Source organism: Paraburkholderia domus, assembly GCF_905220705.1.
Classification (GTDB): domain Bacteria; phylum Pseudomonadota; class Gammaproteobacteria; order Burkholderiales; family Burkholderiaceae; genus Paraburkholderia; species Paraburkholderia domus.
Map to the genome: position 1 here is coordinate 13,422 of NZ_CAJNAT010000046.1, position 25,988 is coordinate 39,409.

Consider the following 25,988-nt stretch of genomic DNA (forward strand, 5'->3'; position numbering starts at 1 on the left):
CGCGTGATGCCAAGCCCTTCGTCCGCAGAGCAGGGATCGGCCACGCCGGTCGAAACGCCGCTCGTCGTCGACGATCCCGCCTGCGTGCGTTGGGACGACGTATGCGACGTGCTGGTCGCGGGCTTCGGTGCGGCAGGCGCGTGTGCCGCGCTGGAAGCGGCGGCGGCAGGCGCGAAAGTGCGGATTGTCGAGCGTTTCGAGGGCGGCGGCGCGAGCGCGAAAAGTGGCGGCGTGGTCTACGCGGGCGGTGGCACGCGCTATCAAACCGAAGCGGGCTACAGCGACACGCCCGAGGCCATGTTTGCGTATCTGCAGCAGGAAGTGGGCGACGCAGTGTCAGCGGCGACGCTCAAACGCTTTTGCGCGGGCAGCGTCGATATGCTGCGCTGGCTCGAACGCCTCGGCGTGCGCTTTGCCGCGTCGGTGCCACCGCGCAAGACGTCGTATCCGCAGAACCGCTATTACCTTTACTACTCGGGCAACGAAGCAGTGGGCGACGCCGTGCGCGAACATGCCCCGGCACCGCGTGGGCATCGGGTGGTCGGCGACGGCATGTCGGGCCGCGCGCTGTACGACACGCTGCGGCGCGCAGTGGATGCGCAACCGTTCATCGACACGATGTGCCATGCAAGCGTACGTCGCCTCGTCACCGACCGCGACGGGCGCGTGATCGGCGCTCAGGTCTGGCAAGTGGCGCCGGGCCGGGCACAACGCAGCCACAGGCGGCTCGCGCGTTGGGCGGAGCGCCTGCATAACGGCATGCCGGCGCAGGCCGACCGGTTGCGCGCCGCGCTCTATCGCCTCGAGCAGCGCGAGGGCCGGCTCATCACGATCAAGGCCGATGCGGTGGTGTTGAGCACCGGCGGTTTCATCTTCAATCGATCGATGGTGGCGCATTACGCGCCGCGTTATCTGTCGAACTGGCGTCTCGGCACCACCGGTTGCGATGGCTCCGGCATCCGGCTCGGCCTGTCTGCCGGCGGTGTGGCAGAGCGGCTCGAACGCGTGTCCGCCTGGCGCTTCATCAATCCGCCCTATACGTGGGCGCAAGGCTGCGTCGTGGATCGCCGCGGCGAGCGCTTTTGCAACGAGGAAGTCTATGGCGCGGCGCTCGGCCACGCGATGTGCGAAACGCGCGAAGGGCACGCGTGGCTGATTCTCGATGCACGTCTCGTGAGGCTCGCGCTCAAGGAATGTTTGTGCGGCAAGCTGTGGGCGTTCCAGAGCGTGCCCGCAATGCTGTTGATGGTGGCAGGCCGCAAGCGTGCCTGGTCGCTGGCCGATCTGGCCGCACGCATCGGCAGCGATCCGGCGGTGCTTGAGAGAACCATCAACGCCTACAACCTGGGTGCGCTGAACGGCATCGACCGTGCGTTCGGCAAATCCGCCGCCATGTTGCAGCCGCTTATGGTCGGGCCTTACTACGCGATCGATATTTCATCGGACAGCCGCGTCTTCCCGTGCCCGTCGATCACGCTCGGCGGCTTGCGGGTCGACGAGACCAGCAACGCGGTGCTGTCTTCGGACGGTGCACCGATCGAAGGCTTGTTCGCCGCCGGCCGGGCCGCGTGCGGCCTGGCATCGAATCACTACGTGAGCGGCCTCTCGCTCGCGGACTGTATATGGTCCGGCCGCCAGGCCGGCCGGGCCGCAGCGGGCGTGGTTCTCGCGAACACCGCCCATTCCCTGACTGAAACTGACTGACACTGAAGAGAGAACGAAGATGGGAGACAGACTCAAAGGCAAGATCGCCGTCGTGACGGGCGCTGCGAGTGGCGTCGGCAAACAGGACGCGTTGCTGTTCGCCCGTGAAGGCGCGCGTGTCGTGCTCACCGACGTCAACGAGGAAGCCGGTCGCGAAGTGGCCGCGCAGATCGGCGATGCCGCGCTGTTCGTGCGTCACGACATCTCGTCCGAAACAGGCTGGAACGACGTGTTCGGCGCGGCGCAAACGACCTTCGGCACGCCGGATGTGCTGGTCAATAACGCCGCAGTGCTGTTGCTCGGCAACATTGAAGACACCACGCTCGAACAATGGCAACGCGTGCTGCGCATCAATGCCGAAGGCTATTTTCTCGGTTGCCGCGCGGCGGTCAAGGCGATGAAAGAGAAGGGCGGTTCGATCGTCAACATGTCGTCGGTGGCGGCGCTGGGTGGACTCGGTATGTTCTGCGCCTATTCGGCCAGCAAGGGCGCGGTGACGGCGATGACGCGTGCGATCGCCGCGCACTGCAAGCAGCAGGGCTACAAGGTCCGCTGCAACACGATTCACCCGGACGGCATTCTCACGCCGATGACTGCGCCGTTTTTCGGCGCGGCCGAGGAGACGCGCGACGCGCTCACGCAGTCGGTCGATCCGCACGCTCGCATGTGTTTGCCGGAAGACATCGCGAATCTGGTGCTGTTCCTTGCGTCCGATGAATCTCGCTTTATCAATGGCAGCGAGTATCGGATCGACAATGCGCAGATGATCATGGGCATCGCCTGAGTTCGCACGCCATGGCCGATTCGCGTTTTCACCGGCTCAAAGTGGCGGACGTGATCGCGGAGAGCGCCGATGCGCGCTCTTTCGTGTTCGATCTGCCGCAGGCGCTGCACGATGCATTTAGCTATCGCCCGGGGCAGTTTCTCACGCTCAAGGTGCCGTGCGCGGATGCTACCGTGCAGCGCTGTTATTCGCTCTCGAGCGCGCCGGGCATCGACCGTGCGCCGAAGATCACGGTCAAGCGGGTACGCGATGGGCGCGTGTCGAACTGGATGTGCGACAGCATTCAGCCCGGCGACGAGCTCGACGTGATGGCGCCCGCGGGCGTGTTCACGCCGCGCTCGCTCGACGGCGACCTGCTCCTGTTCGCGGGTGGCAGTGGGATCACACCTGTGCTGTCGATTCTCAAATCCGCGCTGGTGAACGGGCGCGGCATGCTGACGCTGATCTACGCGAATCGGGACGCGCAGTCGGTGATTTTCAGCGAAGAACTCCGGCAACTCGGGCAGCGGCACGCGGGAAGATTGCGCGTGATTCACTGGCTCGACAGCGTGCAGGGCATTCCGCAGCAACGTCATCTGGAAGAACTGGCGCGGCCGTGGAGCATGCAGGAATGCTTCATCTGCGGGCCGGCGCTGTTCATGGAGAACGCGTTAGCCGCGATGCTGGCGCTGGGTTTGCCGCGAGCGAAGGTGCATGTGGAGCGGTTTGCTTCGCTGCCGGATTTGCCGGCTACGTCTGCTGTGGCCGGCGCGACCGGCATGCCCGCAGCGCGCGTCGCCCCCGTCGCGCCGGAACTGCCCGACCCGCACTCAGGCTCCGAACCGCCCCAGACGGCCTCCGTCGCCAACGCCGCAATCGAAACCGTGCTCGACGGCAACACGTTCACCTTCAACTGCGAAACCGGTGAAACCCTGCTCGACGCGATGCTGCGCGCCGACGTGCCGGCGCCGAACTCGTGCCGCAGTGGTTTGTGCGGCGCCTGCATGTGCCGGGTCGAGGCCGGCAGCGTGAAGCTGAACGCCAACCACGTGCTCGATGCGGCCGATCTCACCGACGGCTGGACGCTCGCCTGTAGTGCAACTCCTGCCAGCGCGACGCTGCGCGTGGTTTTCCCCGACTAGGTTCGCGGTTCGCACGCGCGGTTCTCGCGTGTTGCGTTTGCCGCGAACCCCATCCATCGAATTCATCATGACGCTCAACCACATCCTGACGACGCCCGCACTGATCGCGCGCGGCGCCGCGCGCTTCGGCACGCGCACTGCGATCGAAACCGTCCAGGGCAACCTGAGCTATGCGCAACTGGACGCGGCGCGGATCGAAGCGGCGCGCGCCTTGATGAGCTGCGACATTCAGCCGGGCGAGCGTGTCGCGATCTGGGCACCGAACATCGCCGAATGGATCGTGGCGGCGCTTGCGATTCACAGCGCGGGCGCGGCGCTGGTGCCCATCAATACCCGCATGAAAGGTCTGGAAGCTGCAGCGATTCTCGAGGATAGCGGCGCGCGGCTGCTGTTCTGCTGCGGCACCTTCCTCGGCGATTCGTATCCGGCCATGCTGGCAGCACACCGTCCTGCGACGCTTGAACGAGTGGTGGTGTTCGACGGCCCGGCCGCGGACGCGAGCGACGACCGCGACACGCATGACACTCGCGACACTCGCGACGAGACCTGGGAGGCATTCCTGCTGCGCGCGGCAGGCACCTCGATGGAATTGTTCCGCGCTCGCGAGGCGGCGGTGCGTCCCGACACGCTGATGGACATCATGTTCACGTCCGGCACGACAGGCCGCCCGAAGGGCGTGATGACGACGCACGGCCAGAACCTGCGCGCGGTTCACGATTGGGCGCAGATCGCGACGCTGCGCGAAAGCGATCGCTATCTGATCGTCAATCCGTTCTTTCATGCGTTCGGCTACAAGGCCGGCTGGCTTGCGGCGTTTGCGAGCGGCGCGACCGTCTTGCCGCATCTGGTGTTTAACCCGGAGCGCGTGCTGGAGCGCATCGTGCGCGATCGCGTCTCCGTATTGCCCGGGCCGCCGACGCTGTATCACGCGTTACTCGACATGCCGGATCTGGCCACGCGCGATCTGTCGTCATTGCGGGTCGCGGTGACCGGCGCTGCTGCGATCGCGCCGAGTCTGATCGAACGAATGCGTGCGCAACTGGGTTTCGAGACTGTGCTGACGGGTTATGGCCTGACAGAGTCATGCGGTTTTGCCGCGCTGTGCCGCAGCGGCGACGACGCCGAGACCATCGCTAACACGTCGGGCCGCGCGATGCCCGGCGTGGAGATACGCATCGCTGACAGCAGCGGCGATACGGTTGCCATGGGCGAAACAGGGGAAGTCCTGATTCGCGGCTACAACGTGATGCAAGGCTATTTCGGCCAGCAGGACACCGCCTTCGAGACGATCGATGGCGAAGGCTGGCTGCACACGGGCGATCTCGGCACGCTCGACGAACGCGGCTATCTGCGCATCACCGACCGTATCAAGGACATGTTCATCGTCGGCGGTTTCAATTGCTATCCGGCGGAGATCGAGCGGCTGTTCAGCGCGCATCCGGCAGTGGCGCAGGTGGCGCTGGTGGGCGTACCCGACGAACGGCTCGGCGAAGTGGGGCACGCGTATGTCGTACTGCGTTCGGGCGAGCACGCGCGCCCGGAAGATCTGACCGACTGGGCGCGCAAGAACATGGCGAACTACAAGGTGCCACGGCATCTCACGCTGGTCGATCAGTTGCCCGTCAGCGCGGCCGGCAAGGTGCTCAAATACCGCTTGCGCGACGCTGTCGAAAACACCGAAAAAGCCGCTGAAAACACCGCTGCAAGCTAGTCCCAACAGACGATGTTGGCCGCCCCCGGGACCGCCAGAATAAGCCTGACAACAACAGGTTCTGGAGGAGTCGGAGATGATCGATGTACGGGCTTTAGGCTACGTTGTCGTGCAGTCGGCGGATGTCGGCACATGGCGCGGCTACGCGGAAAACGTGCTGGGCATGCAGGCGCAGGACGCCACGGACGGCGCGCTGTACGTGAAGATGGACGAGCGCGATTTCCGCTACCTGATCGTGCCCGGCGACGCCGATCGCTACTTCGCGTCGGGTTGGGAGCTGGCCGATGCGGCCGCGTTCGACGACGCGATCCGCACCCTTGAGCAGGCCGGCGTGGAACCCATCCGTGCCAGCGCGCAAGAGGCCGCGCTGCGCCGCGTGCAGGCGATGGTGTGGTGCACCGATCCCTCCGGCAACCGCCACGAGTTTTTCTGGGGCGTGCGTGCCGATTTCAGGCGCTTCGTTTCGCCGCTCGGCGTATCCGGTTTCGTCACCGGCGCGATGGGCCTCGGCCACGCCGTGCTGCCCGCACCGCAATTCGACGCGACCGATGCGTTCCTGCGCGACGTGCTCGGCTTCGAACTCTCCGACATCTTCCGCGTGCGTTTCACCGACGACCCCGCCGAACCCGAGAAACGCATCCATTTTCTGCACTGCAAAAACGCGCGTCATCACAGCCTCGCGATCATGGACCTCCCGGTGCCGTCCGGCTGCATCCACGTGATGGCCGAGGTGGACTCGATGGATGAAGTGGGCCGCGCGCTCGACCGGGTCGCGTCGCAAGGCGTGAAGCTCTCCGCCACGCTCGGGCGTCATTGCAACGACCACATGATCTCGTTCTACATGAAGACGCCCGGTGGCTTCGACCTGGAGTACGGCTATGGCGGCCTGACGGTCGACTGGGCGCAGCACAGCGTCTACGAGGCGACGCGCGTGAGCCTGTGGGGCCACGACTTCAGCGTTGGATTCCGCTAGACCTTAATCAGCACGCCCGCAGGAAACCTGCCGGAAACGCCTAAGAAACCCGCAGGAAACCGCAAGAAACACGCAGGAATAATGCATGAAACCACTCGATAAAACACTCAGCGCACGCGATGCCATCGCGCAACTCGCCGACGGCATGATGATCGGCATCGGCGGCTGGGGTCCACGCCGCAAGCCGATGGCACTCGTGCGCGAGATCGTCCGCTCGAATCTGAAGGACCTCACCGTGGTCGCGTATGGCGGCCCTGACGTCGGGCTGCTGTGCGCGGCAGGCAAGGTCCGCAAGCTGGTCTTCGGCTTCGTGTCGCTCGACGTGATTCCGCTCGAACCGCATTTTCGCCGGGCACGTGAACAGGGCACGCTCGACGTGTGGGAACTCGACGAAGGTCTGCTGCAACTCGGCCTGCGCGCAGCGGCGGCACGTCTGCCGTTCTTGCCGACGCGCGTGGGTCTCGGCACCGATCTGCTGAAACACGCACCGCACCTGCGCACCGTGCAATCGCCCTACGGCGGCGAGACGCTGCTGGCGATGCCGGCGCTCGAACTCGACGCCGCGCTGCTGCACGTGAACGCCGCGGACCGGATGGGCAATACGCGTATCGACGGTCCGGATCCTTTCTTCGACGCATGGTTCGCACGCGCGGCGAAGCAGTGCTTCGTCAGCAGCGAGACGCTGGTCGACACGCTGGCGAGCGACGACCTCGATCTCGCGCGCCGTAACACCTTCGAACGATCGCTCGTGAGCGGCGTGGTGCACGCACCGTGCGGCGCGCATCCCACTTCGTGCGCGCCGGCTTACGGCTGGGATTTGCCGCAACTGAAGGCGTATTGCGCGAGTGCGGAAGATCCGCAACAAACAGCCGCTTACCTGAGTGACGTAGTAGGCGCCGACGAACCTGGCTATCTGCAACGCGCAGGCGGCCGGTCCCATGTAGCGGCGTTGCCGTTGCCGATCCTGTAATGGAGCGCAAATGAGCGACTCTCTCGATTATTCCCTCGCCGAATTGATGATCGCCGCGGCGGCACGCGTCTGGCGTGATGACGGCGAAGTACTGGCAACCGGCATTGGCACGGGTCCGCGCCTCGCTGCAGGTCTTGCGCGCCTCGCGTACAACGCGGGTCTGATGCTCACCGATGGCGAAGCCTATCTGGTCGAAAGCCCGGTACCACTCGGACCGCGTGAAGCGGGCTATCGCGTGCAGGCATCCGGCTTGATGACCTATGAACGCGTGTTCGATTGTGTGTGGCATGGCAAGCGTCACGCGTTGGTGATGCCCACGCAGATCGACCGCTTCGGCCAGGCCAACATCTCCTGGCTCGGTGACGATTACGCCCGCCCGAAAACGCAGTTGCTCGGCGCGCGCGGTTTCCCGGGCAACAGCATCAATCACGCGAACTCGTTCTTTGTCTCCGGTCACAGCAAGCGTGCGTTCGTGGGCGGTGAAGTCGACATGGTGTGCAGCGTGGGCTACAACCCGGCGCGCGAAATCCCCGGCATGCGCGCGTTTACCGATCTGCGCAGCGTGATCACCGATCTGTGCGTGATGGACTTCGGCGGTGCGAATCATGCCGTTCAGGTGCGCTCGCTGCATCCTGGTGTGAGCTTCGACGAAGTGCAGGAGGCGACCGGTTTCGAATTGCGTGCGCATCCGGAGATGCAGGTTACGCCGCCGCCCAGCGTGGACGATCTGCGCATCGTGCGTGCGCTCGATCCGCACAACCTGCGTGCGAGCGTCGTGCGCAATAACCCCGCGCCGCGTCGCGTGTGAGGGACATCATGCAAGCCACCCACGAAAGCGTCGTCGAATACAGCGTGAGCGACGGCATTGCCACGATCACGATGAACCGCCCCGAGTATCACAACGCGCAGAACTCGAAGATGACGTATGCGCTAGACGCGGCGTTCAAGCGTGCGTCGAACGACGATGCGGTCAAAGTCATCGTCCTGGCCGGTGCGGGCAAGCATTTCTCCGCGGGCCACGACATCGGCACGCCGGGCCGCGACATCGACCAGTCGTTCGAGCGCACTTCGCTCTGGTACGACCATGTCGGCAAGGAAGGCGGCGAGTTCCTGTACGCCCGCGAACAGGAGGTGTATCTCGGCATGTGCCGCCGTTGGCGCGATCTGCCCAAGCCGACCATCGCGATGGTGCAGGGCGCGTGTGTGGCAGGCGGGCTGATGCTGGCGTGGGTGTGCGACCTGATCGTCGCCTCGGACGACGCGTTCTTCTCCGATCCAGTGGTACGCATGGGCATTCCAGGCGTCGAGTATTTCGCGCATGCGTATGAACTGAATCCGCGTATCGCCAAGGAGTTTCTGTTTCTCGGCGAGCGGATGGACGCGGCGCGCGCGTATCAGATGGGCATGGTCAATCGGGTCGTACCGCGCGAGCGCCTGCAGGATGCCACGACGGAAATCGCCGCGAAGATCGCGCGCATGCCGCGCCTCGGATTGACGCTGACCAAGCAGGCGGTGAATCACGTTGAAGAGCTACAAGGCAAGCGTGCGGCGATGGATGCGGCGTTTGCATGGCACCACTTCGCGCATGCGCACAACGAACTGGTGAGCGGCGACAAGCTGGGTGGTTATGACGCCCGCAAGATGGCCGAGTCGCAGCGGCCCAGCTCCACTGCCGCCGCTGTCACCGCTGCCGTCAGCGATGCCAAGGCCGACGGAGAAGCCGCATGAGCGCCACCCTGCATACGCCCTTGTGCGATCTGCTCGGCTGCCGCTATCCGATCGTGCAGACGGCGATGGGTTGGGTCGCCGACGCGAAGCTCGTCGCCGCGACCTGTAATGCGGGTGGTTTCGGCTTTCTGGCCGGCGCGACGCTCGAGGCCGAACGCGTGGAGGCGGAAATCCTCCGCGTGAAGGAGCTGACGGACAAACCGTTCGGTATCAACTTCCATATGTTCCAGCCGAACGCGGCACAGGTGGTCGATCTGGCGATCAAGCACCGGTTGCGTGCAGTGAGCTACGGCCGGGGACCGGACGCGAAGACGATCCGCCGCTTCAAGGACGCCGGTGTGATGTGCATTCCCACCGTGGGTGCACCGAAGCACGCAGCCAAAGCGGTGGAACTGGGCGCCGATGCCGTCACCGTGCAGGGTGCCGAAGGCGGTGGTCACACCGGCTCGATGCCGACCACGCTGCTGCTGCCTAAAGTGCTGGATGCAGTGAACGTGCCGGTGATCGCAGCAGGCGGCTTCTTCGACGGCCGCGGTCTCGCGGCGGCGCTCGGCTACGGCGCGGCAGGCATCGCGATGGGCACGCGTTTTCTGATGGCCGAAGAGTCGCCGGTGCCGCGCTCGACGCTCGCGCGCTACGTGGCGGTCAACGATCCTTCGCAAATCCGCGTGTCCGCGGCGTTGGACGGCCTGCCGCAGCGAATGATCGACAACCCTTATCTGCTGCGCCTCGAAGCATTCGGCCCGTTGCGCCGCACGCTTTTCGCGCTGCGCACCGCGGAAGCATGGCGCCGCCAGAGCGGCATGAGCCTGAGCCAGATGGCCGCGCTCGGCTTCAAGGCCTTACGCGATCACAGCTACACCGCGAGCCAGACGCTGATGGCCGCGAACGCACCGTTTCTGATCCAGCGCGCCATCGTCGACGGTGAGCCGGACGAAGGCGTATTGCCGAGCGGCCAGGTCGCCGCCGTGATCGGCGCGATCGAGCCGTGCGAGATCCTGATCGCACGCATCGTCGACGAAGCCGTGGCGCGGCTCGATGCGCTGGCGGCGATGCGCGGCGCGCCGGCTCACGCGTGAATCGACCCATGACGCCACGCACGATCCATCGTATGCACCACTGCACGAGGCCACGTGTGAGCCAGCGCGTGACCCACTAAAACAAATCCACAACATTCAACAGGGACGGAGACATGACAGAACCCCTCAATAGCGTTCGCTCGCTGCCGTTCAGAATTGAACGAGAAGGCGGCATCGGCGAACTGGTGATCGACCAGCCGCCGGTCAATGCACTCGACGCACGCGGCTGGCAAGCGCTGGCGGACGCAATCGACACGCTCGGCCGCGACGACAGCGTGCATGTGATCGTGCTGCGCGGCGCAGGCCGCGGCTTCTGCGCGGGCGTCGATATCAAGGAGCTGGCGGCGCATCCCGAACGGATCGTCGCGGTGAACGCAGGCAACTACGCGACCTTTCGCGCGGTGCACCGCAATCCGAAGCCGGTGATCGTCGCGGTGCATGGTTTCGTGCTGGGCGGCGGCATCGGTATTTGCGGCGCGGCGGACGTCATCGTCGCTTCCGATTGCGCGCGCTTCGGCGTGCCCGAGATCGATCGCGGCGCGATGGGCGGCGGCGCGCATCTGCAGCGTATGTTCGGCGTGCAGAAAGTACGCGCGATGTATTTCACAGGCGACATGGTGGACGCCGCTGAAGCTTACCGGCTCGGCGCGGTCGAGCGCGTGGTGCCGCGCGAACAGCTGCGTGAGGCGGCGTTCGAGATCGCTCGCAAGATTGCCGCGAAAAGCCCTGCGATGCTGCAACTCGCCAAGGAAGCGCTCAACGGCGTGGAAGACGGCGACCTCGAAGACAAATACCGCTGGGAGCAGGGCTTCACCTTGCAGGCGTATATGACGAACGATTCGGCGGAAGCACGCTCGGCCTTCGTCGAGAAGCGCGACGCGCAGTTCAATGGCGCGGATGATGCCGAACACAAAGCCGGAGCGCGCGTATGAAGCTCGACTACACGCCGGCGCAACGCGCGTTTCGCGCCGAGATTCGCAGCTGGCTCGCGGCCCACGTGCCGCGCGAACCGCTGCCGAGCTTCGATACCGAAGCGGGTTTTGCCGCACACCGGGAATGGGAGCGCACGCTGCATTCGGGCCGCTGGAGCATGGTGACGTGGCCGCGCGAACTGGGTGGACGCGGCTGCGATCTGATCGAGTGGCTGATCTTCGAAGAAGAATACTGGCGCGCCGATGCACCGATGCGCGTGAATCAGAACGGCATCTTCCTGCTCGGCCCGACCTTGATGGACTTCGGAACGGAAGAGCAAAAGGCCCGCTTTCTGCCGGCGATGGCGGCAGGCGAACACGTATGGGCGCAAGGTTGGTCTGAGCCCAACGCAGGCTCCGACATGGCCGCGATCCGCGCGAGTGCGATCCGTACCGATGAGGGCAAGGGCGGCGAATACATCCTGAACGGCCAGAAAATCTGGTCGACTCGCGCGGTGTGGGCCGACTGGTTGTTCGGCCTCTTTCGCAGCGATCCGCAATCCACTCGCCATCACGGCCTGACCTTCCTGATGGTGCCGCTCTCGACGCCCGGCATCACGGTGCGGCCGATCCGTCAGTTGAACGGCCACACCGGCTTCGCGGAAATTTTCTTCGACGAGGTGCGTGTGCCGGTCGAGAACCGTCTCGCCGGCGAAGGCATGGGCTGGCAGGTTGCCATGGCAACGGCAGGGTTCGAACGCGGCCTGATGCTGCGTTCGCCGGCGCGTTTTCAACGCACCGCCGAAGCGTTGCGCGCACTTTATCTCGCGCACCGCGCGCAAGCCGACCGCGATCCGACCTTGCGCGACCGGGTGATCGGCGCGTGGATGGATGCGCAGGCCTACGCGCTCTCCACTTACACCACCGCGAGCCGTTTGCAGAAGGGCGGCCACATCGGTGCGGAGTCGAGTACCAACAAGGTGTTCTGGTCCGAACTTGATCTGCGCATGCACCAGACCGCGCTCGACATTCTCGGCGCGCGCGCCGAGGTCGTGCCGCAAACGCAGGAGCAACACGCGGCGCTTGGCAACTGGCTCGATGGCTTCCTGTTCGCGCAGGCCGGGCCGATCTATGCCGGCACCAACGAGATCCAGCGCAACATCGTCGCGGAACGGATGCTGGGAATGCCGCGCTCGTGATGCCGGGGCTGCAATCAGTATGCAGCCCGCATTCAGACGCTTAAAGGATTGAGCGAGGAACTATGGATTTCGTATTCAACGAAGATCAGGAAGCGTTGGCGAGCAGCGTCAAGCGCTTTCTGATGACGGAGATGACGCCGGAGTTGATCCGCGAGTTGTGGACCACGCCCACGGGCCGCTCGGAGCGCATGTGGGACATGTTCGCATCGCAAGGGTTGACGGCCGTGTCGGTGCCGGAAAGTCACGACGGAATGGGCCTGGGTGACGTGGAGTGGGCACTGCTCGCGCAGACCTATGGCTATTTCGCGAGCCCCGAGCCGTTACTCGATACGGCGCTGGTAGCCGTCGGCATGCTGGAAGGTTTGCCGGCGAGCGCGCGCCGCGATGCGCTGTTGCGCGATATCGCGGCGGGTTCGGCGCGCGTGGCGATTGCGCATCCGGTGAATCCGTATGTCAGCGACGCGCACGTCGCAAAGGTTTTGCTATGTGAGCGGGATGGCGAGCTGCATTGGCTCACACCCGGTGCTTGCCGCTTGAATGCGGTGGAAAGCATCGATCCGTCCCGTCGATTATTCGAAATCGACTGGCAGGCAAGCGCAAGCACACGCGTGGCAACAGCCGCCGAGGCGCAACCGCTGCTGGCGCGCGCACTCGACCAGGGCGCGTTCGCCGTTGCCGCGCAATTGCTTGGTCTCACGCAACGTGTGCTTGACGTCGCGATCGATTACAGCGCGCAACGCAAGCAGTTTGGCAAACCCATTGGCTCGTATCAGGCGCTAAAACATCTGCTCGCCGACGTCGCGATCCGTTATGAATTCGCGCGGCCGGTGGTGTATCGGGCCGCTTGCGCGATCGCGGACAACGACCCGAATCGTGCGCTTTACGTCTCTCACGCGAAACTCGCCGCCACCGCCGCGGCGCAGCTCGCCGCGCGCCATGCGATGCAGGTGCACGGCGCGATCGGCTACACGTGGGAGCTCGACTTGCAGATTTTCATGAAACGCATCTGGGCGCTCTCGGGCAGTTGGGGCGACACGACGTTTCACAAGGCCCGCGTCGCCGACGCGCTGATCGAGTCATGTGCTCCGATCGGACCGGCCCGCACTTTCGAACTGGAATCATGATGAAACAGGCTTATATCGTCGATGCGTTGCGCACCCCGACTGGCCGCCGCAAAGGTGGACTCGCGCAGGTGCACGCCGCGGATCTCGGCGGCTTCGTGCTGAATGAACTGGTCACCCGTAACGGCATTCCCGCCGATGAATATGACGACGTGGTGTTCGGCTGCGTCGACACAATCGGCCCGCTGGCGGGCAACATCGCACGTACCTGCTGGCTTGCCGCTGGCTTGCCGCTGACGGTGCCCGGTGTAACGGTGGACCGGCAATGCGGGTCGTCGCAGCAGGCCGTGCATTTTGCCGCGCAGGCTGTGATGAGCGGCACGCAGGACGTGGTGGTCGCGGGCGGCGTGCAGACCATGACGCAGATTCCGATTTCGTCGGCGATGACGGCGGCGGAGCCGCTCGGTTTCACCGATCCGTTCTCGGGCAGCATCGGCTGGCGCGCGCGTTTCGGCGATGCGCCCGTCTCGCAGTTCCACGCGGCGCAACGGATCGCGGATCACTGGAACCTGTCGCGCGAAACAATGGAGCAGTACGCACTGGAGAGTCACCGGCGCGCGCTGGCGGCGATCGAAGGCGGTTATTTCAAACGCGAGATCGCGCCGTTCGCGGGCGTCGAACACGATGAAACGCCGCGCAAGGACACCACGCTCGAAAAGATGGCTTCGCTCCAACCGCTGATGCCGGGTGGCGCGCTAACGGCTGCTGTCTCGAGCCAGACCTGCGATGCGGCGGCGGCGCTGCTGATCGTCTCCGAAGATGCGCTCAAGCGTTACGGCCTCACGCCGCGTGCCCGCATCCATCACCTGAGCGTCCTCGGCGACGATCCGCTGTGGATGCTCACGGCGCCGATTCCCGCGACACGTCATGCGTTGAAGAAGGCCGGCCTCGCGCTGGACGACATCGACGTGGTGGAGTTGAACGAAGCGTTTGCCTCGGTGGCGCTTGCGTGGCTGGCTGAGACGCGCTATCCGCACGAGAAGACCAATCCGAACGGCGGCGCGATCGCGCTCGGCCATCCGCTCGGCGCCACCGGCGCGCGGCTGATGACGAGCCTGCTGCACGAACTCGAACGCACGCAAGGCCGCTATGGCTTGCAAACGATGTGCGAGGGCGGCGGTCTTGCCAACGTCACGATTATCGAGCGCCTGTAAGTACGTCACTGAGCGCATCACTGTCTACGAGGATCAAGCATGGGAATCTGCAACGAACGCACCGTGATCATTACCGGCGCGGGTGGAGGGTTGGGCCGCGAATACGCGCTGGCGTTTGCGGCCGAGGGCGCGGCGGTGGTGGTCAACGATATTCGTCAGGAAGCCGCGCAAGCCGTCTGCGATGAGATCGTGCGAGCCGGCGGCCGGGCACTGGCCAACGCTGACGACATTACGCGCATCGACACGGCGCAACGCATCATCGACGCCGCGCACGAAGCCTTCGGCGAGATTCATGTGCTGGTGAATAACGCGGGCATCTGCCGCGACCGGATGTTCACCAGCATGACGGAAGCCGATTGGGACGACGTGATGCGGGTGCATCTGCGTGGGCATTTTTGCCTTGCGCAACTGCTGGCACGTGCGTGGCGTGACGCGTCGAAGGCGGGGCGCGAGGTGGATGCGCGCATCGTCAACACCAGTTCGGGGGCGGGTCTGCAAGGGTCGATCGGCCAGGCGAACTATGGCGCGGCCAAAGCGGCGATTGCAGCCTTGACGTTGATGCAGGCCGCGGAATTGCAACGTTATGGTGTGCGGGTGAACGCGTTGGCGCCGGCGGCGCGCACTTCGATGACCGAAGGCGTGTTCGCCGACATGATGAAAAAGCCCGCCAATGGCTTTGATTACTTCGATCCGGCTAACGTCGCGCCGCTGGTCGTCTGGCTCGGCAGCGTTGAATCGCGCGACGTGACCGGCCAGGTGTTCGAAGCGGCGGGCGGGATGATCGCGGTCGCCGAAGGCTGGCGCACGGGGCCGCGCATCGACATCGGCGCACGCTGGCAAGTCAATGCACTGGGCGGCGCGGTGGCGGCGCTGGTCGCGGAGCGTGAGCCGGCGCAGCAGGTCTACGGAAGCTGACGCGATGAACCTCGCTCTCTCCGAAGAACAAACCATGATTCGCGATTCGGCGGCCGAAGTGCTGGCCGAGCGCAGCGCATCGGCGGCGGTGCGGCAGGCGATCGAACACAGCGCGGGTCGCGACAACGGCTTATGGCATACGCTCGCAAGCGAGCTCGGCTGGTGCGCGCTGACCGTGCCGGAAGCGGCGGACGGCGCGGGCCTGGGTGCATTGGAACTGGTGTTGCTGATGGAGCAGATGGGGCGGCGCCTTGCCTGCGTGCCTTACTTCGCCACGGTGTGCCTCGCGGCGACGGCGCTGGCGCAGTGCGAATCGGAGGCGGCTCGTGTGTGGCTCTCGCGGATCGCGAGCGGCGAGGTGAGCGCGACGCTTGCGTTGCAAGCGGCGGGGGGCGTCGATGCAAGGACGGCTTCTGTGGTTGCTGTCACCGGCGTCGATGCGCGCAGTGCTTCAACTTACGCCGCGGCCAGCTTCGATGCGCACCGGGCTTCGACTTACGCTGCCGGCGGTTTTGATGCACGTATGGTTTCGGTTTACGCGGAAGAGACGGCTGAAGGCTACCGTTTGTCGGGCACGTTGGCACAGGTAATTGACGGTGCGAGTGCCGATCTATTGCTGGTGGCTGCTTTGATCGCGAACGAAGCGCAAACCGTCGCGTTGTTCGAATTGAACGGTGCTGATCTTGCTGGCGTCATTCGCACACCGCTCGTCACGCTGGATGCGACGCGTCCGCTGGCGCGTATCGAGTTGAATGCAGTCGACGTCCCGCGTGGCGCGATTGTGGCGCGAGGCAGCGAGGCGCAACGCGCGTTGTCTGACACTGCATGGTTTGCGGCCCTGGCGCTGGCCGCTGAACAGATCGGCGGTGCGCAGCAATGCCTCGACCTCACGCTTGCCTACACGGCGGAGCGCGTGCAGTTCGGCCGCGCGATTGCATCGTTTCAGGCGGTCAAACACCGCTGCGCGCAGATGATGGTCGAAATCGAGGCGGCCCGTTCGGCCGTGCTGGGCGCAGCGCAGGCGTGGGACCAAGCGCGGGCTGAGGTGCCGGACCCAATGCGCAATCAGGCACGAGCTTCATTACCACTGGACGTGCTTGCCGATATCGCCACAGCGAAAGCCACCGCCAACGACGCGTTCCGCTTCTGCGCTCAGGAAGCGATCCAGTTGCACGGCGGTGTCGGTTTCACATGGGAATACGACCCACAACTGTATTTCAAACGCGCACAGGCCTGCAGCGCGCAATTCGGCACGACCGCGCAGATGCTGTCGTTTATCGCGGAGCAGGTGATCGACCGTAGCGAGGCGTCGAGCGCAGCGCTGCCGCTTGCCCATGCCGACCACGCACAAGCCGTGCTCGCGGGAGTCCTTTAATGAACAGCGAAACGCAACAGCAACGCTTGCGCATGGAAGTCGCCGACTGGATGAACACGCATCTGAGTGGCGAGTTCGCCTGCCTGCAATACCGCGGCGGTCCCGGCGACGAAGAGGCTTATCCGGCGCTGCGCAAGAAGTGGGAACGTGAACTCGCAAGCGGCGGCTGGACCGGTCTGGGCTGGCCCACCGAACAAGGCGGCCGGGCGATGTCCGTCGCCGAACAGGTGATCTTTCACGAGGAATACGCACGTGCCGGTGGTCCAGGGCGCATGGGCCATATCGGCGAAGGGCTGCTCGGGCCGACCTTGATCGCATGCGGTACCGACGATCAGCGTGAGCGCTTTCTCCCCGGCATTCTGAACGGCACGCAGTTCTGGTGCCAGGGCTATTCGGAACCAGGCGCGGGCTCAGATCTCGCGAATGTCCGCACGCGTGCAGTCCGCGACGAAAACGGCAATTGGCGCGTGCATGGACAGAAAGTCTGGACCTCGCTCGCGCACGATTCCGACTGGATCTTCGTGATCGCGCGCACCGATCCGGAATCGCGCGGCAATCGCGGATTGTCGTTCCTGTTGATGCCACTCGATCAACCCGGCATCGAGATTCGTCCGATCAAACAGTTGAACGGAGGCGCTGAATTCAACGAAGTGTTCTTCGACGGCGCGCTCGCTGCTGCTGAAGATCTGGTCGGCGCACCCGGCGACGGCTGGCGCATTGCGATGACGCTGCTCGGCTTCGAGCGCGGCATGTCCACGCTCGGTCAGCAGATGCAGTTCATCCGCGAGCTCGAATGGGTGGTCGACGCGGCGCATGAAGCAGGTGTTGCGAATGATCCGCTGGTTCGTCAACGGATCGCGCGGGCGTGGGCGGGCTTGCGCGTGATGCGCTACAACGCGCTGCGCATGCTGGCCGGTGCCGACGCCGGCGAGAACGGCGGCGGCGCGTTGGGCCGTGAAGCGCTGATCTACAAATACTACTGGTCGAACTGGCACCGCGAACTGGGCCAACTGGCGATGGATGTGCTTGGGCCCGACGCCAATCTCGTCGATAGCACCGATGCCAAGCGCACCCGCCTGCAGGGCGTGTTCCTCTTCTCGCGCGCCGACACGATCTACGCGGGCACCAACGAAATTCAACTGAACATCATGGCCGAGCGCGGGCTCGGCATGCCGAGAGAACCCCGAGGAACGCTATGAACGAGTCTCAAACGGTGCGAACCGCGCCTGCCTATGTGCCGGGTCATCAACTGTTGGCCGGCAAATCCGTGCTGATTACGGCGGCCGCCGGTGCGGGGATCGGCTTTGCCGCCGCCAAACGCAGCGCCGAAGAAGGCTGCCGCGCGCTGTTCATCTCCGATATCCACGAGAAGCGTCTCGCGCAGGCGGTCGAGACCTTGCGCGCCGAAACGGGCTTGCAGGCGATCTACGGGCGCCTGTGCAACGTCTCGGTGGAAGAAGACGTACGCGCGCTGGTGGCCGATGCCGAAGACAAGATGCAAGGCGTCGACGTGCTGATCAACAACGCCGGGCTCGGCGGCGCGCGTCGCATCGTCGAAATGGACGATGCCGAATGGTCGCGGGTGATCGACATTAGCCTCACTGGCACCTTCCGTATGACGCGGGCGATGCTGCCGCATATGCAGGAGCGTGGCCGTGGCGTGATCGTGAATAACGCGTCGGTGCTCGGCTGGCGGGCGCAGGCGGAACAGGCGCACTACGCGGCGGCGAAGGCCGGCGTGATGGCGCTCACGCGTTGCGCCGCGCTCGAAGCCGCGCCGTATGGCGTACGCATCAATGCCGTGGCGCCAAGTATTGCGCTGCACGATTTTCTGAAGAAGTCGGCTTCGGCCGATCTGCTCGATCAACTGGCGTCGCGTGAAGCATTCGGACGCGCCGCCGAAGTGTGGGAGGTAGCGAACGTGATGGTCTTTCTGGCAAGCGACTACGCGTCGTATATGACCGGCGAAGTGCTGTCGGTCAGCAGTCAGCACGCGTGATGGATAGCCTCATGACTGAAACGCGGGCTGAAGCGCTGGCTGAAGTGTGCGGCAACCCGCAGCCCGCTCGCGTGTTCGCTCATCCCGACGAACTGGTCGCGGCGGTCGGCGAACGGCTCGGTGAAAGTGCGTGGATGCAGGTCGAGCAGGCGCGCATCGCGCTGTTCGCCGACGCCACGCTCGATCATCAATGGGTTCATGTCGATGCCGAACGCGCGCAACAAGGGCCGTTCGGCGGGTGTATCGCCCATGGCTTCCTGACGCTTTCGCTCGTCAATTTCTTTCTGCCGCAGATTGTGCGCATTGACGGCGCGCGGCTTGGCGTCAATTACGGTTGCGACAAGATCCGCTTCCCGGCGCCGGTGCGAGCCGGCGCACGCATCCGTGGCGTCGGCGAGTTGTTGCGCGCCGAAGCGATCGAGGGCGGCGTGCAGGCCTGGATTCGTGTGACCGTGGAAATTGAAGGCGAGACCAAGCCCGGTTGTGTGGCCGATACCATCAGTCGCTACTACCTGTAGAAACCCGAAGAAACCTGTAGAACCCGTAGAGGAATAGTTCATGAACGAAGCGGTCATCGTCTCGGTTGCACGCACACCGATCGGCAAAGCGTATCGCGGCGTGTTCAACGACACCGAAGCGCCCGCACTCGGCGGCCACGTGGTGCGAGCCGCGGTCGAGCGCGCGCAACTTGACCCCGCCGATATCGACGACGTGCTGATGGGCTGCGCCGCGCAGCAGGGTACCCAGGGCTACAACATCGGCCGGCTCTCGGCGGCGGCGGGTTTGCCGGCTTCGGTGGCGGGCATGGCGATGGACCGGATGTGCTCGTCGGGCTTGATGACGATCGCGACGGCCGCGCAAAACATTCTGTGCGGCGACGCGCGGATCGTGGTGGCGGGTGGCGTCGAGTCAATCACGCTGACGCAGAACAAGCACAAGAATGCGTACCGGGCGCGCTCGGACGCAGTGCTCGCGCATCAGCCGGCCGCATACATGGCGATGATCGAAACGGCGGAGATCGTCTCGCGCCGTTACGGCATCGCGCGTGAGGCGCAGGACGAATACGCGCTGACGAGCCAGCAGCGCACGGCCGCGGCGCAGGCGGCAGGTCGCTTCGACGAAGAGATCGTGCCGTTCGATGCGCAACGCGCGCTGTTCGATAAGGAAGGCAAGCCGACCGGCCACGAAAGCGTGCGAGCCACGCGCGACGAATGCAATCGCGCGGATACCAGCGCGGCAAGTCTGGCGGCGCTGAAGCCGGTCTGGAGCGGCGGCGAAGCGGTCGCGCAGGGCGAGTTCATCACGGCCGGCAATGCGTCGCAACTGTCCGATGGCGCGGCGGCGGTCGTCGTGATGAGCGCGGCCGAAGCGAAGCAACGCGGGTTGAAGCCGCTCGGCATCTATCGCGGCATGGCGGTGGCGGGCTGCGAGGCGGACGAAATGGGCATCGGTCCGGCGCTCGCGGTGCCGAAACTGCTGGCGCGTCATCGGCTGACGGTGAACGACATCGGCCTGTGGGAGATGAACGAGGCGTTCGCCTGCCAGGTCATCTACTGCCGCGATCAACTGCATATTCCGTCCGATCGTCTGAACGTGAACGGCGGCGCAATCTCGGTCGGTCATCCGTTCGGCATGTCCGGCACCCGCATGACGATGCACGGTTTGCTCGAAGCGCGGCGGCGCGGCGTGCGCTACGTCGTCGTGACGATGTGCGTCGGCGGCGGCATGGGCGCCGCGGCACTCTTCGAAACAGCGGCGTAGACCGCGGTTGGAGCTTTGCATGGGATCGGAGTAGCGAGCTTTGCATGGGATCGGAGTAGCGCGCTAAAGCGCGAACTCCGATCGACAGGAGACAAAAAATGAAATCGACAATACCTGGTTTGCTGCTCTCGGCGGCTGTGCTGGGCGCGGCGCTGTTTGCATTTTCGCCTCGCCCGGTGCCGGCCTTTGCGGCGACCACCATTCAGGCCGATCGCCTGCAGATCAACGGGCTGGCTAAGGCGGGCACGCGGCTCGTCGCGGTGGGCGAGCGCGGCGTGATCCTCCTCAGCGACGATGCGGGCGCATCCTGGCGGCGAGCCGCGATGGCGTCCGACGAGGCATCGGCACTCACCCAGGTGTTCTTCATCTCGCCGCGTATCGGTATCGCGGTGGGGCATGACGGCTGGATCGTGCGTACCGTCGATGGCGGCGCGCACTGGAGCGAAGTGCGCTTCGATCGCAAGCATTCGGACCCGCTGCTATCGGTGTGGGGCAACGCCGACGGATTGGTATTCGTCAGCGGCAGCTTCGGCCAGCTATTCGTCTCGCACGACGCCGGCGCCACCTGGTCCCAACAGAAAACGCCCGCCGACGACCGCCATCTGAATGCGATTGCCGGCGATTCGAGCGGCCGTCTGATGATTGCCGGCGAAACCGGCACGCTGCTGCGCTCAACCGACAACGGCGCGAGCTGGGAGAAGCGGCCCGTGCCCTATCAGGGTTCGCTGTTCGGCGTGCTGAAGCTGGCTGACGGCGACTGGCTCGCGTACGGTATGCGCGGCAATGTGCTGCGCAGCACCGACCAGGGCGACACGTGGACACATATCGATAGCCACATCGGCACCTCGTACTTCGGCGCGGTGCAACTCGCCGACGGCGAGCTGGTGCTGGTCGGCCAGGGCGGCGCGATTGTCACCTCGCGCGATAACGGACAGAGCTTCGCGGTACGCAAGGTGGGTGGCGTGCAGAGCGTCGCGGCCGTGGTCGACGCCGGGCATGGCGAGCTGGCGCTGGGTGGAGAAGCGGGCATCGCATTGTTGCCGGTATTGCCTGCTGTCCGATCGCCGCTTGTGCCGCCGCTTGTGCCGCCGAGCGCGTCACCTTCCTGAACTCGCGGCTCCGTTCGCCGAAACTCCCTAGCGCGCTCGCCGGCCACAGATTCGCCACGCCCGCCGCGCTTCCCGTTGTCCTGCCGTGAGACGCATCATGAACGCATCGTCCCGTCCTTCTTCGTCCCGCCTGTCCCGTTTTGTCGAGCGTTGCGCCGACGCCATCATGCGGCACCGGCGCATCCTGTTGACGCTGTGCCTCGCGGTGACCGTCGCGCTGGGTTGTTCCGCGACGCGCTTGCGGCTCGATCCCGGGTTCAACAAGATGATCCCGATGCAGCACCCGTATATGCAGGTGTTCAACCGCTATGCGAGCGCCTTTCCGGGGGCGAATACGATCCTCGTGAGTCTGAGGTGGAAGGGCCACGGCGACATCTACAACCAGGCGTTCATGGACGACCTGCGTCACGCGACCGATGACGTGTTCTTCATCCCCGGCATAAATCGCTCGCGTGTGTTCTCGCTGTTCACGCCAAACGTGCGTTATACGGAGGTCACCGAAGCGGGCTTTCGCGGCGACGTGGTCGTGCCCGGCCAGTTCAGCAGCGCGAATCCCGATGACCTCGCCAAAGTACGCCGCAATGTCGCGCGTTCCGGACAGATCGGCAGGCTGGTCGGCAACGACCTGCATTCCGCACTGATCCGCGCGGAGTTACGCGAGACCGATCCCGTCACCGGCAAGCATCTGGATTACGGCGCGGTGGCGCGGCAGCTCGAGCAGATCCGCGCACGCTATTCGAACCAGGATGTCGAGGTCGATATCATCGGCTTTGCGAAACTGGTGGGAGATGTAGAGGCAGGGATCAGCGGCGTGATCGGCTTTTTCGCGCTCGCGTTTCTGATTACGGCTGCGCTGCTGTTTGCCTATACGCGCTCGGCAAAGACCACGGTGCTTGCGCTGTTCGTCGCGTTGCTGCCGGTGGTGTGGCTGCTCGGCGCGTTGCCGATCCTCGGCCTCGGCATCGATCCGATGTCGATCCTCGTGCCATTCCTGATTTTCTCGATCGGCGTCTCGCACGCCGTGCAGATGACGAATGCGTGGAAGCAGGCGCTGGTCACCGGCATGTCCTCGACCGATGCAGCACGCGACGCGTTTCGCAAGCTGTTCGTGCCGGGCACCGTTGCGTTGCTGACGAATGCGCTCGGTTTCATGGTGATCATGCGTATCCAGATCGAGATCGTGCGTGAACTGGGTGTCACAGCGTGCCTCGGTGTGTTGCTCATGATCGTTACCAACAAGGTGTTTCTGCCGATCCTGTTGTCGTACACGCGACTGGAGGCCGGCACCCTGGCGCGTGCACAAGGCCGTGCGGCGCAAGGCGGCAGCCGCCTGTGGACGCGCTTCGCGATGTTCGCACGCCCCGCACCGGCACTCGGTGTGTTTGTGATCGCACTGCTGTTGCTGGCGTTCGGCGCGAAAGAGTCGCGCAATCTGCAGATCGGCGATATCGGCGCAGGCGCGCCCGAGTTGCGCAGCACCTCGCGCTACAACCTCGACAACGCGCGGATCACGAGCCAGTACAACATTGGCGTCGACGCGCTCGCTGTGATCGTCGAGACGACCGGTTTCGACGACGCCTGTCTGCACTATCCGGTGATGAGCGCGATCGAGCGCTTCGAGATGGAGATGCGCGGGGTGGCGGGCGTGCAGTCGGTGGTGAGTGTGCCGTCGCTCGCGAAGATTTCGATTGCCGCCTTTAACGAAGGCAATCCGCGCTGGGGCGCGCTGCCGCGTTCGAGCGATGGTCTCACGCAGGGCGCGAGCGCATTCGATCCGGACAACGGCATGAACACCGAGAACTGCCAGGCGATTCAGGTGTTGATCTACACCACCGATCACGAGGGCAAAACGATCGCCCATATCGTCGACGAGATCAAACGGCTGGCGGCGGAAGATCACACGCCGAATATTGCCTTCCGGCTCGCGGGCGGCAACGTCGGCGTGATGGCGGCGACTAACGAAGCGGTGGGCGACGCCGAGGTGGCAATGCTGCTGTCGATTTTTGGCGCGATTGCGTTGCTCTGCTTCGTGACCTTCCGGTCGTGGCGCGCGGTGTTGTGCATCGTCGTGCCGCTGGCCGTGGTGTCGATTTTGTGCAATGCGGTGATGGCGTGGCTCGGTATCGGCCTGAAGGTCGCCACGTTGCCGGTGATTACGCTGGGGGTGGGGGTGGGTGTCGATTACGGCATCTACCTGTACGAACGGATGCAGCATGAGGTGCGCGGGGGCGCCACATTGCCCGATGCGTTCGCGGCGGCGATGCGCCAACGCGGCACCGCGGCCTTGTTTACTGCAGTGACGATGTTTATCGGCGTGGGGACATGGGCGTTTTCCGCGCTCAAGTTCCAGGTGGATATGGGCGTGCTCCTTGCCTTCATGTTTCTCGTCAACCTGTTCGGCGCGGTGTTTCTGTTGCCGGCGCTGGCGGCGTGGCTTGGCGTCGAGCGGGCGGAGCGGCGTGCCGGCGCTCGAGATGTCGCGTTGAACGCGACCGTGCCGAAAGCACCGGGTGCGCCCGTGCGCGGTGCTGCATCGGCTCCCGGCGCAGTCGAACAGGCCACGCTCGAACATGGCAATCCGGGGCGCTAATGGGTAGGTGAGGGATAGCTGAGGGGCAGGTGAGGGGTAGCTGAAGTCCCTAGTCCGTCGGGACGATGAAGGCGATCCGCGCCACGTCTATCGTCAGGCTTGAGCGCGAAGGTCTGCGCGCCTCGAAAGAACATTGATGACGGCGGCTAGTCCGAAGCGCCGCCTTTTCCATTGGAGGAGATAAGAGATGTCCGCACGTCCGTACAAAATTGAATCGCAGCCGCTGGAGCAGCGTTATGCACGCGGCTGGCATTGCCTGGGTCCCGCGAGCGAATACAAGGACGGCAAGCCGCACACGCTGAACATTTTCGGTCAACGTCTTGCCGCGTTCATGGATTCGCAAGGGCGTGTGAATGTGGTCGATGGTTTTTGCCCGCACATGGGCGGCGATCTGAGCACCGGCCGCGTGGACGGCGACACGCTGGTGTGTCCGTTTCACGGCTGGCAATGGGACGGCGAGGGCAACTGCCAGTCGATTCCGTACTGCAAGCGGATTCCGCCGAAGGCCAAGATTGGCACATGGCATACCTGCGAACAGAACCAGTTGCTGTTCATCTGGCACGATCCGGAGGGCAATCCGCCGTCCGAAGAAGTGACCATTCCCCGTATCGATGCATGTTTCTCCGACGAATGGTCGGATTGGGTGGTCGACCTGATGAAGATCGACACCAACTGCCGCGAGTTGGTCGACAACATCTCGGACATGGCGCACTTTGGGACTGTGCATGGCGCGCCGATCGACTACTTCGCGAATCTGTTTGAAGGACACAAGGCCACACAGTTGCTGGTTGGTCGCAGCGAGCGGCTGGGCGACGACGAACTGATCGCGCTGTCCACTTACTTTGGGCCCGCGTATCACATCACCGAGATGACGGGGCAGAGCGGCGGCCACCCGATTCATTCGATTCTGTTGAACTGCCATGTGCCGACCGACATGAACAGTTTCGAGTTGCGTTACGGCGTGATGGTGAAGAAGGTGCCTGGATTGTCGGAAGAGCAGAACATGGAGATTGCGCGTGCGTATTCGAAGCAGGCGCAGGCTGCATTTTATGAAGACGTGGCGATCTGGGACAGCAAGACGCGAATCGACAATCCGCTTTTGTGCGAGGGCGATGGGCCGCTCTATCAGATGCGCGACTGGTACTCGCAGTTTTACGTCGACGCGGCGGATGTGAGGCCGTCGAGTGTTGCGAGGAAGGTGGTGGAGATCAAGGTGCGCGACAGTGGGGAGCCGCCGCCGCTGCGGCACGTGTTCGAGTGATGAGGTGGTGAATGTACTGCCTTCAGATGGCTGACCGACCCCACGTTTCTCGGAGCGTGGGGTTTGTTTTTTGGGCCAGGTAGGTCGCGGTGTGAAGCGCGAGCCTTGGGTCAATCTTGGCCTTTCCTTGTTTTGTTAGTGGTCTATTAGCGTTGCCCCTGTGCGGGGCGGCACTTACTTTCTTTGCCGCCGCAAAGAAAGATAAGCAAAGAAAGCGGCTCGACCCGCTAATTCTTAAGCGGGTCCCTCGCGCAGTCACGGTAGTGGTGCATCTGGAATCCGTGTTCTCGCACATTCAGCCCTGGTGACAAAGTCGTCATACTTCCGGCGGCGCTGCGCGCGCCGAAGGGTACTTCTTAAAACCTCTCGCTACCTTTGGGCTCTCCCGTTTTTTCAGTACCGTAATTCGCCACCACCACCACCACCACCACCACCACCACCACCACCACCACCACCACCACCACCACCACCACCACCACCACCACCACCACCACCACCACCACCACCACCACCACCACCACCA

At 64.4% G+C, this 25,988-nt stretch carries 22 protein-coding genes; all 22 read left to right on the top strand.

The window, feature by feature from the left end:
* Positions 1-6 precede the first annotated feature (6 nt).
* Positions 7-1,704, top strand: coding sequence for an FAD-binding protein (locus tag KHO31_RS36760; RefSeq protein WP_211625740.1), 1,698 nt, complete (start codon positions 7-9; stop codon positions 1,702-1,704).
* Between the two features lie 19 nt (positions 1,705-1,723).
* Positions 1,724-2,488 (top strand): glucose 1-dehydrogenase, encoded by a 765-nt coding sequence (locus tag KHO31_RS36765; protein WP_201073501.1) that lies wholly within the window; start codon positions 1,724-1,726, stop codon positions 2,486-2,488.
* 11 nt (positions 2,489-2,499) lie between these two features.
* Entirely contained in the window at positions 2,500-3,609 is a 1,110-nt protein-coding gene (locus KHO31_RS36770; protein ID WP_211625743.1) for a ferredoxin--NADP reductase, read from the top strand.
* 67 nt (positions 3,610-3,676) lie between these two features.
* Entirely contained in the window at positions 3,677-5,320 is a 1,644-nt protein-coding gene (locus tag KHO31_RS36775) for a FadD3 family acyl-CoA ligase (protein ID WP_211625745.1), read from the top strand.
* A 76-nt stretch (positions 5,321-5,396) separates the two neighbouring features.
* Complete coding sequence (locus KHO31_RS36780; RefSeq protein WP_211625747.1) at positions 5,397-6,293, top strand: VOC family protein; 897 nt, start codon at positions 5,397-5,399, stop codon at positions 6,291-6,293.
* 85 nt (positions 6,294-6,378) lie between these two features.
* On the top strand, positions 6,379-7,263 hold the full coding sequence (locus KHO31_RS36785) for a CoA transferase subunit A (protein WP_211625749.1): 885 nt from the start codon (positions 6,379-6,381) through the stop codon (positions 7,261-7,263).
* A gap of 10 nt (positions 7,264-7,273) precedes the next feature.
* Positions 7,274-8,071, top strand: coding sequence for a CoA-transferase subunit beta (locus tag KHO31_RS36790; RefSeq protein ID WP_211625751.1), 798 nt, complete (start codon positions 7,274-7,276; stop codon positions 8,069-8,071).
* 8 nt (positions 8,072-8,079) lie between these two features.
* The gene (locus KHO31_RS36795; RefSeq protein WP_236071692.1) at positions 8,080-8,991 is read left to right on the top strand and encodes an enoyl-CoA hydratase; all 912 of its coding nucleotides are present in this window, start codon (positions 8,080-8,082) and stop codon (positions 8,989-8,991) included.
* Entirely contained in the window at positions 8,988-10,070 is a 1,083-nt protein-coding gene (locus KHO31_RS36800; RefSeq protein ID WP_201073488.1) for an NAD(P)H-dependent flavin oxidoreductase, read from the top strand. Before KHO31_RS36795 ends, KHO31_RS36800 begins: the two co-directional genes overlap by 4 nt.
* A 113-nt stretch (positions 10,071-10,183) precedes the next feature.
* The gene (locus KHO31_RS36805) at positions 10,184-11,002 is read left to right on the top strand and encodes an enoyl-CoA hydratase family protein (RefSeq protein ID WP_211625753.1); all 819 of its coding nucleotides are present in this window, start codon (positions 10,184-10,186) and stop codon (positions 11,000-11,002) included.
* A complete protein-coding gene (locus KHO31_RS36810; protein WP_211625755.1) occupies positions 10,999-12,180 on the top strand; it encodes an acyl-CoA dehydrogenase family protein in 1,182 nt (393 codons plus the stop codon). Before KHO31_RS36805 ends, KHO31_RS36810 begins: the two co-directional genes overlap by 4 nt.
* 62 nt (positions 12,181-12,242) lie before the next feature.
* Complete coding sequence (locus KHO31_RS36815) at positions 12,243-13,304, top strand: acyl-CoA dehydrogenase family protein (RefSeq protein WP_211625757.1); 1,062 nt, start codon at positions 12,243-12,245, stop codon at positions 13,302-13,304.
* Positions 13,304-14,455 (top strand): acetyl-CoA C-acetyltransferase, encoded by a 1,152-nt coding sequence (locus KHO31_RS36820; protein WP_201085354.1) that lies wholly within the window; start codon positions 13,304-13,306, stop codon positions 14,453-14,455. Before KHO31_RS36815 ends, KHO31_RS36820 begins: the two co-directional genes overlap by 1 nt.
* Positions 14,456-14,494: 39 nt before the next feature.
* On the top strand, positions 14,495-15,370 hold the full coding sequence (locus KHO31_RS36825) for an SDR family oxidoreductase (protein ID WP_211625759.1): 876 nt from the start codon (positions 14,495-14,497) through the stop codon (positions 15,368-15,370).
* 4 nt (positions 15,371-15,374) lie between these two features.
* A complete protein-coding gene (locus KHO31_RS36830) occupies positions 15,375-16,745 on the top strand; it encodes an acyl-CoA dehydrogenase family protein (RefSeq protein WP_211625761.1) in 1,371 nt (456 codons plus the stop codon).
* Entirely contained in the window at positions 16,745-17,944 is a 1,200-nt protein-coding gene (locus KHO31_RS36835) for an acyl-CoA dehydrogenase family protein (protein ID WP_201073473.1), read from the top strand. Before KHO31_RS36830 ends, KHO31_RS36835 begins: the two co-directional genes overlap by 1 nt.
* On the top strand, positions 17,941-18,744 hold the full coding sequence (locus KHO31_RS36840; RefSeq protein WP_201073471.1) for an SDR family oxidoreductase: 804 nt from the start codon (positions 17,941-17,943) through the stop codon (positions 18,742-18,744). Before KHO31_RS36835 ends, KHO31_RS36840 begins: the two co-directional genes overlap by 4 nt.
* An 11-nt stretch (positions 18,745-18,755) precedes the next feature.
* On the top strand, positions 18,756-19,262 hold the full coding sequence (locus tag KHO31_RS36845) for a MaoC family dehydratase (protein ID WP_201073469.1): 507 nt from the start codon (positions 18,756-18,758) through the stop codon (positions 19,260-19,262).
* 40 nt (positions 19,263-19,302) lie between these two features.
* Positions 19,303-20,505 (top strand): acetyl-CoA C-acyltransferase, encoded by a 1,203-nt coding sequence (locus KHO31_RS36850; RefSeq protein WP_211625763.1) that lies wholly within the window; start codon positions 19,303-19,305, stop codon positions 20,503-20,505.
* A 98-nt stretch (positions 20,506-20,603) separates the two neighbouring features.
* Positions 20,604-21,614 (top strand): beta propeller repeat protein, encoded by a 1,011-nt coding sequence (locus KHO31_RS36855; RefSeq protein ID WP_201073465.1) that lies wholly within the window; start codon positions 20,604-20,606, stop codon positions 21,612-21,614.
* Positions 21,615-21,711: 97 nt separating this feature from the next.
* Positions 21,712-24,204: an efflux RND transporter permease subunit gene (locus KHO31_RS36860; protein ID WP_211625765.1), complete on the top strand. Its 2,493-nt coding sequence runs from the start codon at positions 21,712-21,714 to the stop codon at positions 24,202-24,204.
* Positions 24,205-24,391: 187 nt separating this feature from the next.
* Positions 24,392-25,465, top strand: coding sequence for a Rieske 2Fe-2S domain-containing protein (locus KHO31_RS36865; protein WP_201073461.1), 1,074 nt, complete (start codon positions 24,392-24,394; stop codon positions 25,463-25,465).
* Positions 25,466-25,988 lie beyond the last annotated feature (523 nt).

What these genes read in the sequence shown, in the direction of transcription:
- KHO31_RS36835 (WP_201073473.1), top strand. Translation starts at nt 16,745, where the DNA reads ATGAACAGCGAAACGCAACAGCAACGCTTGCGCATGGAAGTCGCCGAC.
- KHO31_RS36785 (WP_211625749.1), top strand. Translation starts at nt 6,379, where the DNA reads ATGAAACCACTCGATAAAACACTCAGCGCACGCGATGCCATCGCGCAA.
- KHO31_RS36810 (WP_211625755.1), top strand. Translation starts at nt 10,999, where the DNA reads ATGAAGCTCGACTACACGCCGGCGCAACGCGCGTTTCGCGCCGAGATT.
- KHO31_RS36830 (WP_211625761.1), top strand. Translation starts at nt 15,375, where the DNA reads ATGAACCTCGCTCTCTCCGAAGAACAAACCATGATTCGCGATTCGGCG.
- KHO31_RS36820 (WP_201085354.1), top strand. Translation starts at nt 13,304, where the DNA reads ATGAAACAGGCTTATATCGTCGATGCGTTGCGCACCCCGACTGGCCGC.
- KHO31_RS36805 (WP_211625753.1), top strand. Translation starts at nt 10,184, where the DNA reads ATGACAGAACCCCTCAATAGCGTTCGCTCGCTGCCGTTCAGAATTGAA.
- KHO31_RS36765 (WP_201073501.1), top strand. Translation starts at nt 1,724, where the DNA reads ATGGGAGACAGACTCAAAGGCAAGATCGCCGTCGTGACGGGCGCTGCG.
- KHO31_RS36865 (WP_201073461.1), top strand. Translation starts at nt 24,392, where the DNA reads ATGTCCGCACGTCCGTACAAAATTGAATCGCAGCCGCTGGAGCAGCGT.
- KHO31_RS36815 (WP_211625757.1), top strand. Translation starts at nt 12,243, where the DNA reads ATGGATTTCGTATTCAACGAAGATCAGGAAGCGTTGGCGAGCAGCGTC.
- KHO31_RS36795 (WP_236071692.1), top strand. Translation starts at nt 8,080, where the DNA reads ATGCAAGCCACCCACGAAAGCGTCGTCGAATACAGCGTGAGCGACGGC.
- KHO31_RS36770 (WP_211625743.1), top strand. Translation starts at nt 2,500, where the DNA reads ATGGCCGATTCGCGTTTTCACCGGCTCAAAGTGGCGGACGTGATCGCG.
- KHO31_RS36825 (WP_211625759.1), top strand. Translation starts at nt 14,495, where the DNA reads ATGGGAATCTGCAACGAACGCACCGTGATCATTACCGGCGCGGGTGGA.
- KHO31_RS36845 (WP_201073469.1), top strand. Translation starts at nt 18,756, where the DNA reads ATGACTGAAACGCGGGCTGAAGCGCTGGCTGAAGTGTGCGGCAACCCG.
- KHO31_RS36860 (WP_211625765.1), top strand. Translation starts at nt 21,712, where the DNA reads ATGAACGCATCGTCCCGTCCTTCTTCGTCCCGCCTGTCCCGTTTTGTC.
- KHO31_RS36800 (WP_201073488.1), top strand. Translation starts at nt 8,988, where the DNA reads ATGAGCGCCACCCTGCATACGCCCTTGTGCGATCTGCTCGGCTGCCGC.
- KHO31_RS36775 (WP_211625745.1), top strand. Translation starts at nt 3,677, where the DNA reads ATGACGCTCAACCACATCCTGACGACGCCCGCACTGATCGCGCGCGGC.
- KHO31_RS36850 (WP_211625763.1), top strand. Translation starts at nt 19,303, where the DNA reads ATGAACGAAGCGGTCATCGTCTCGGTTGCACGCACACCGATCGGCAAA.
- KHO31_RS36855 (WP_201073465.1), top strand. Translation starts at nt 20,604, where the DNA reads ATGAAATCGACAATACCTGGTTTGCTGCTCTCGGCGGCTGTGCTGGGC.
- KHO31_RS36840 (WP_201073471.1), top strand. Translation starts at nt 17,941, where the DNA reads ATGAACGAGTCTCAAACGGTGCGAACCGCGCCTGCCTATGTGCCGGGT.
- KHO31_RS36790 (WP_211625751.1), top strand. Translation starts at nt 7,274, where the DNA reads ATGAGCGACTCTCTCGATTATTCCCTCGCCGAATTGATGATCGCCGCG.
- KHO31_RS36780 (WP_211625747.1), top strand. Translation starts at nt 5,397, where the DNA reads ATGATCGATGTACGGGCTTTAGGCTACGTTGTCGTGCAGTCGGCGGAT.
- KHO31_RS36760 (WP_211625740.1), top strand. Translation starts at nt 7, where the DNA reads ATGCCAAGCCCTTCGTCCGCAGAGCAGGGATCGGCCACGCCGGTCGAA.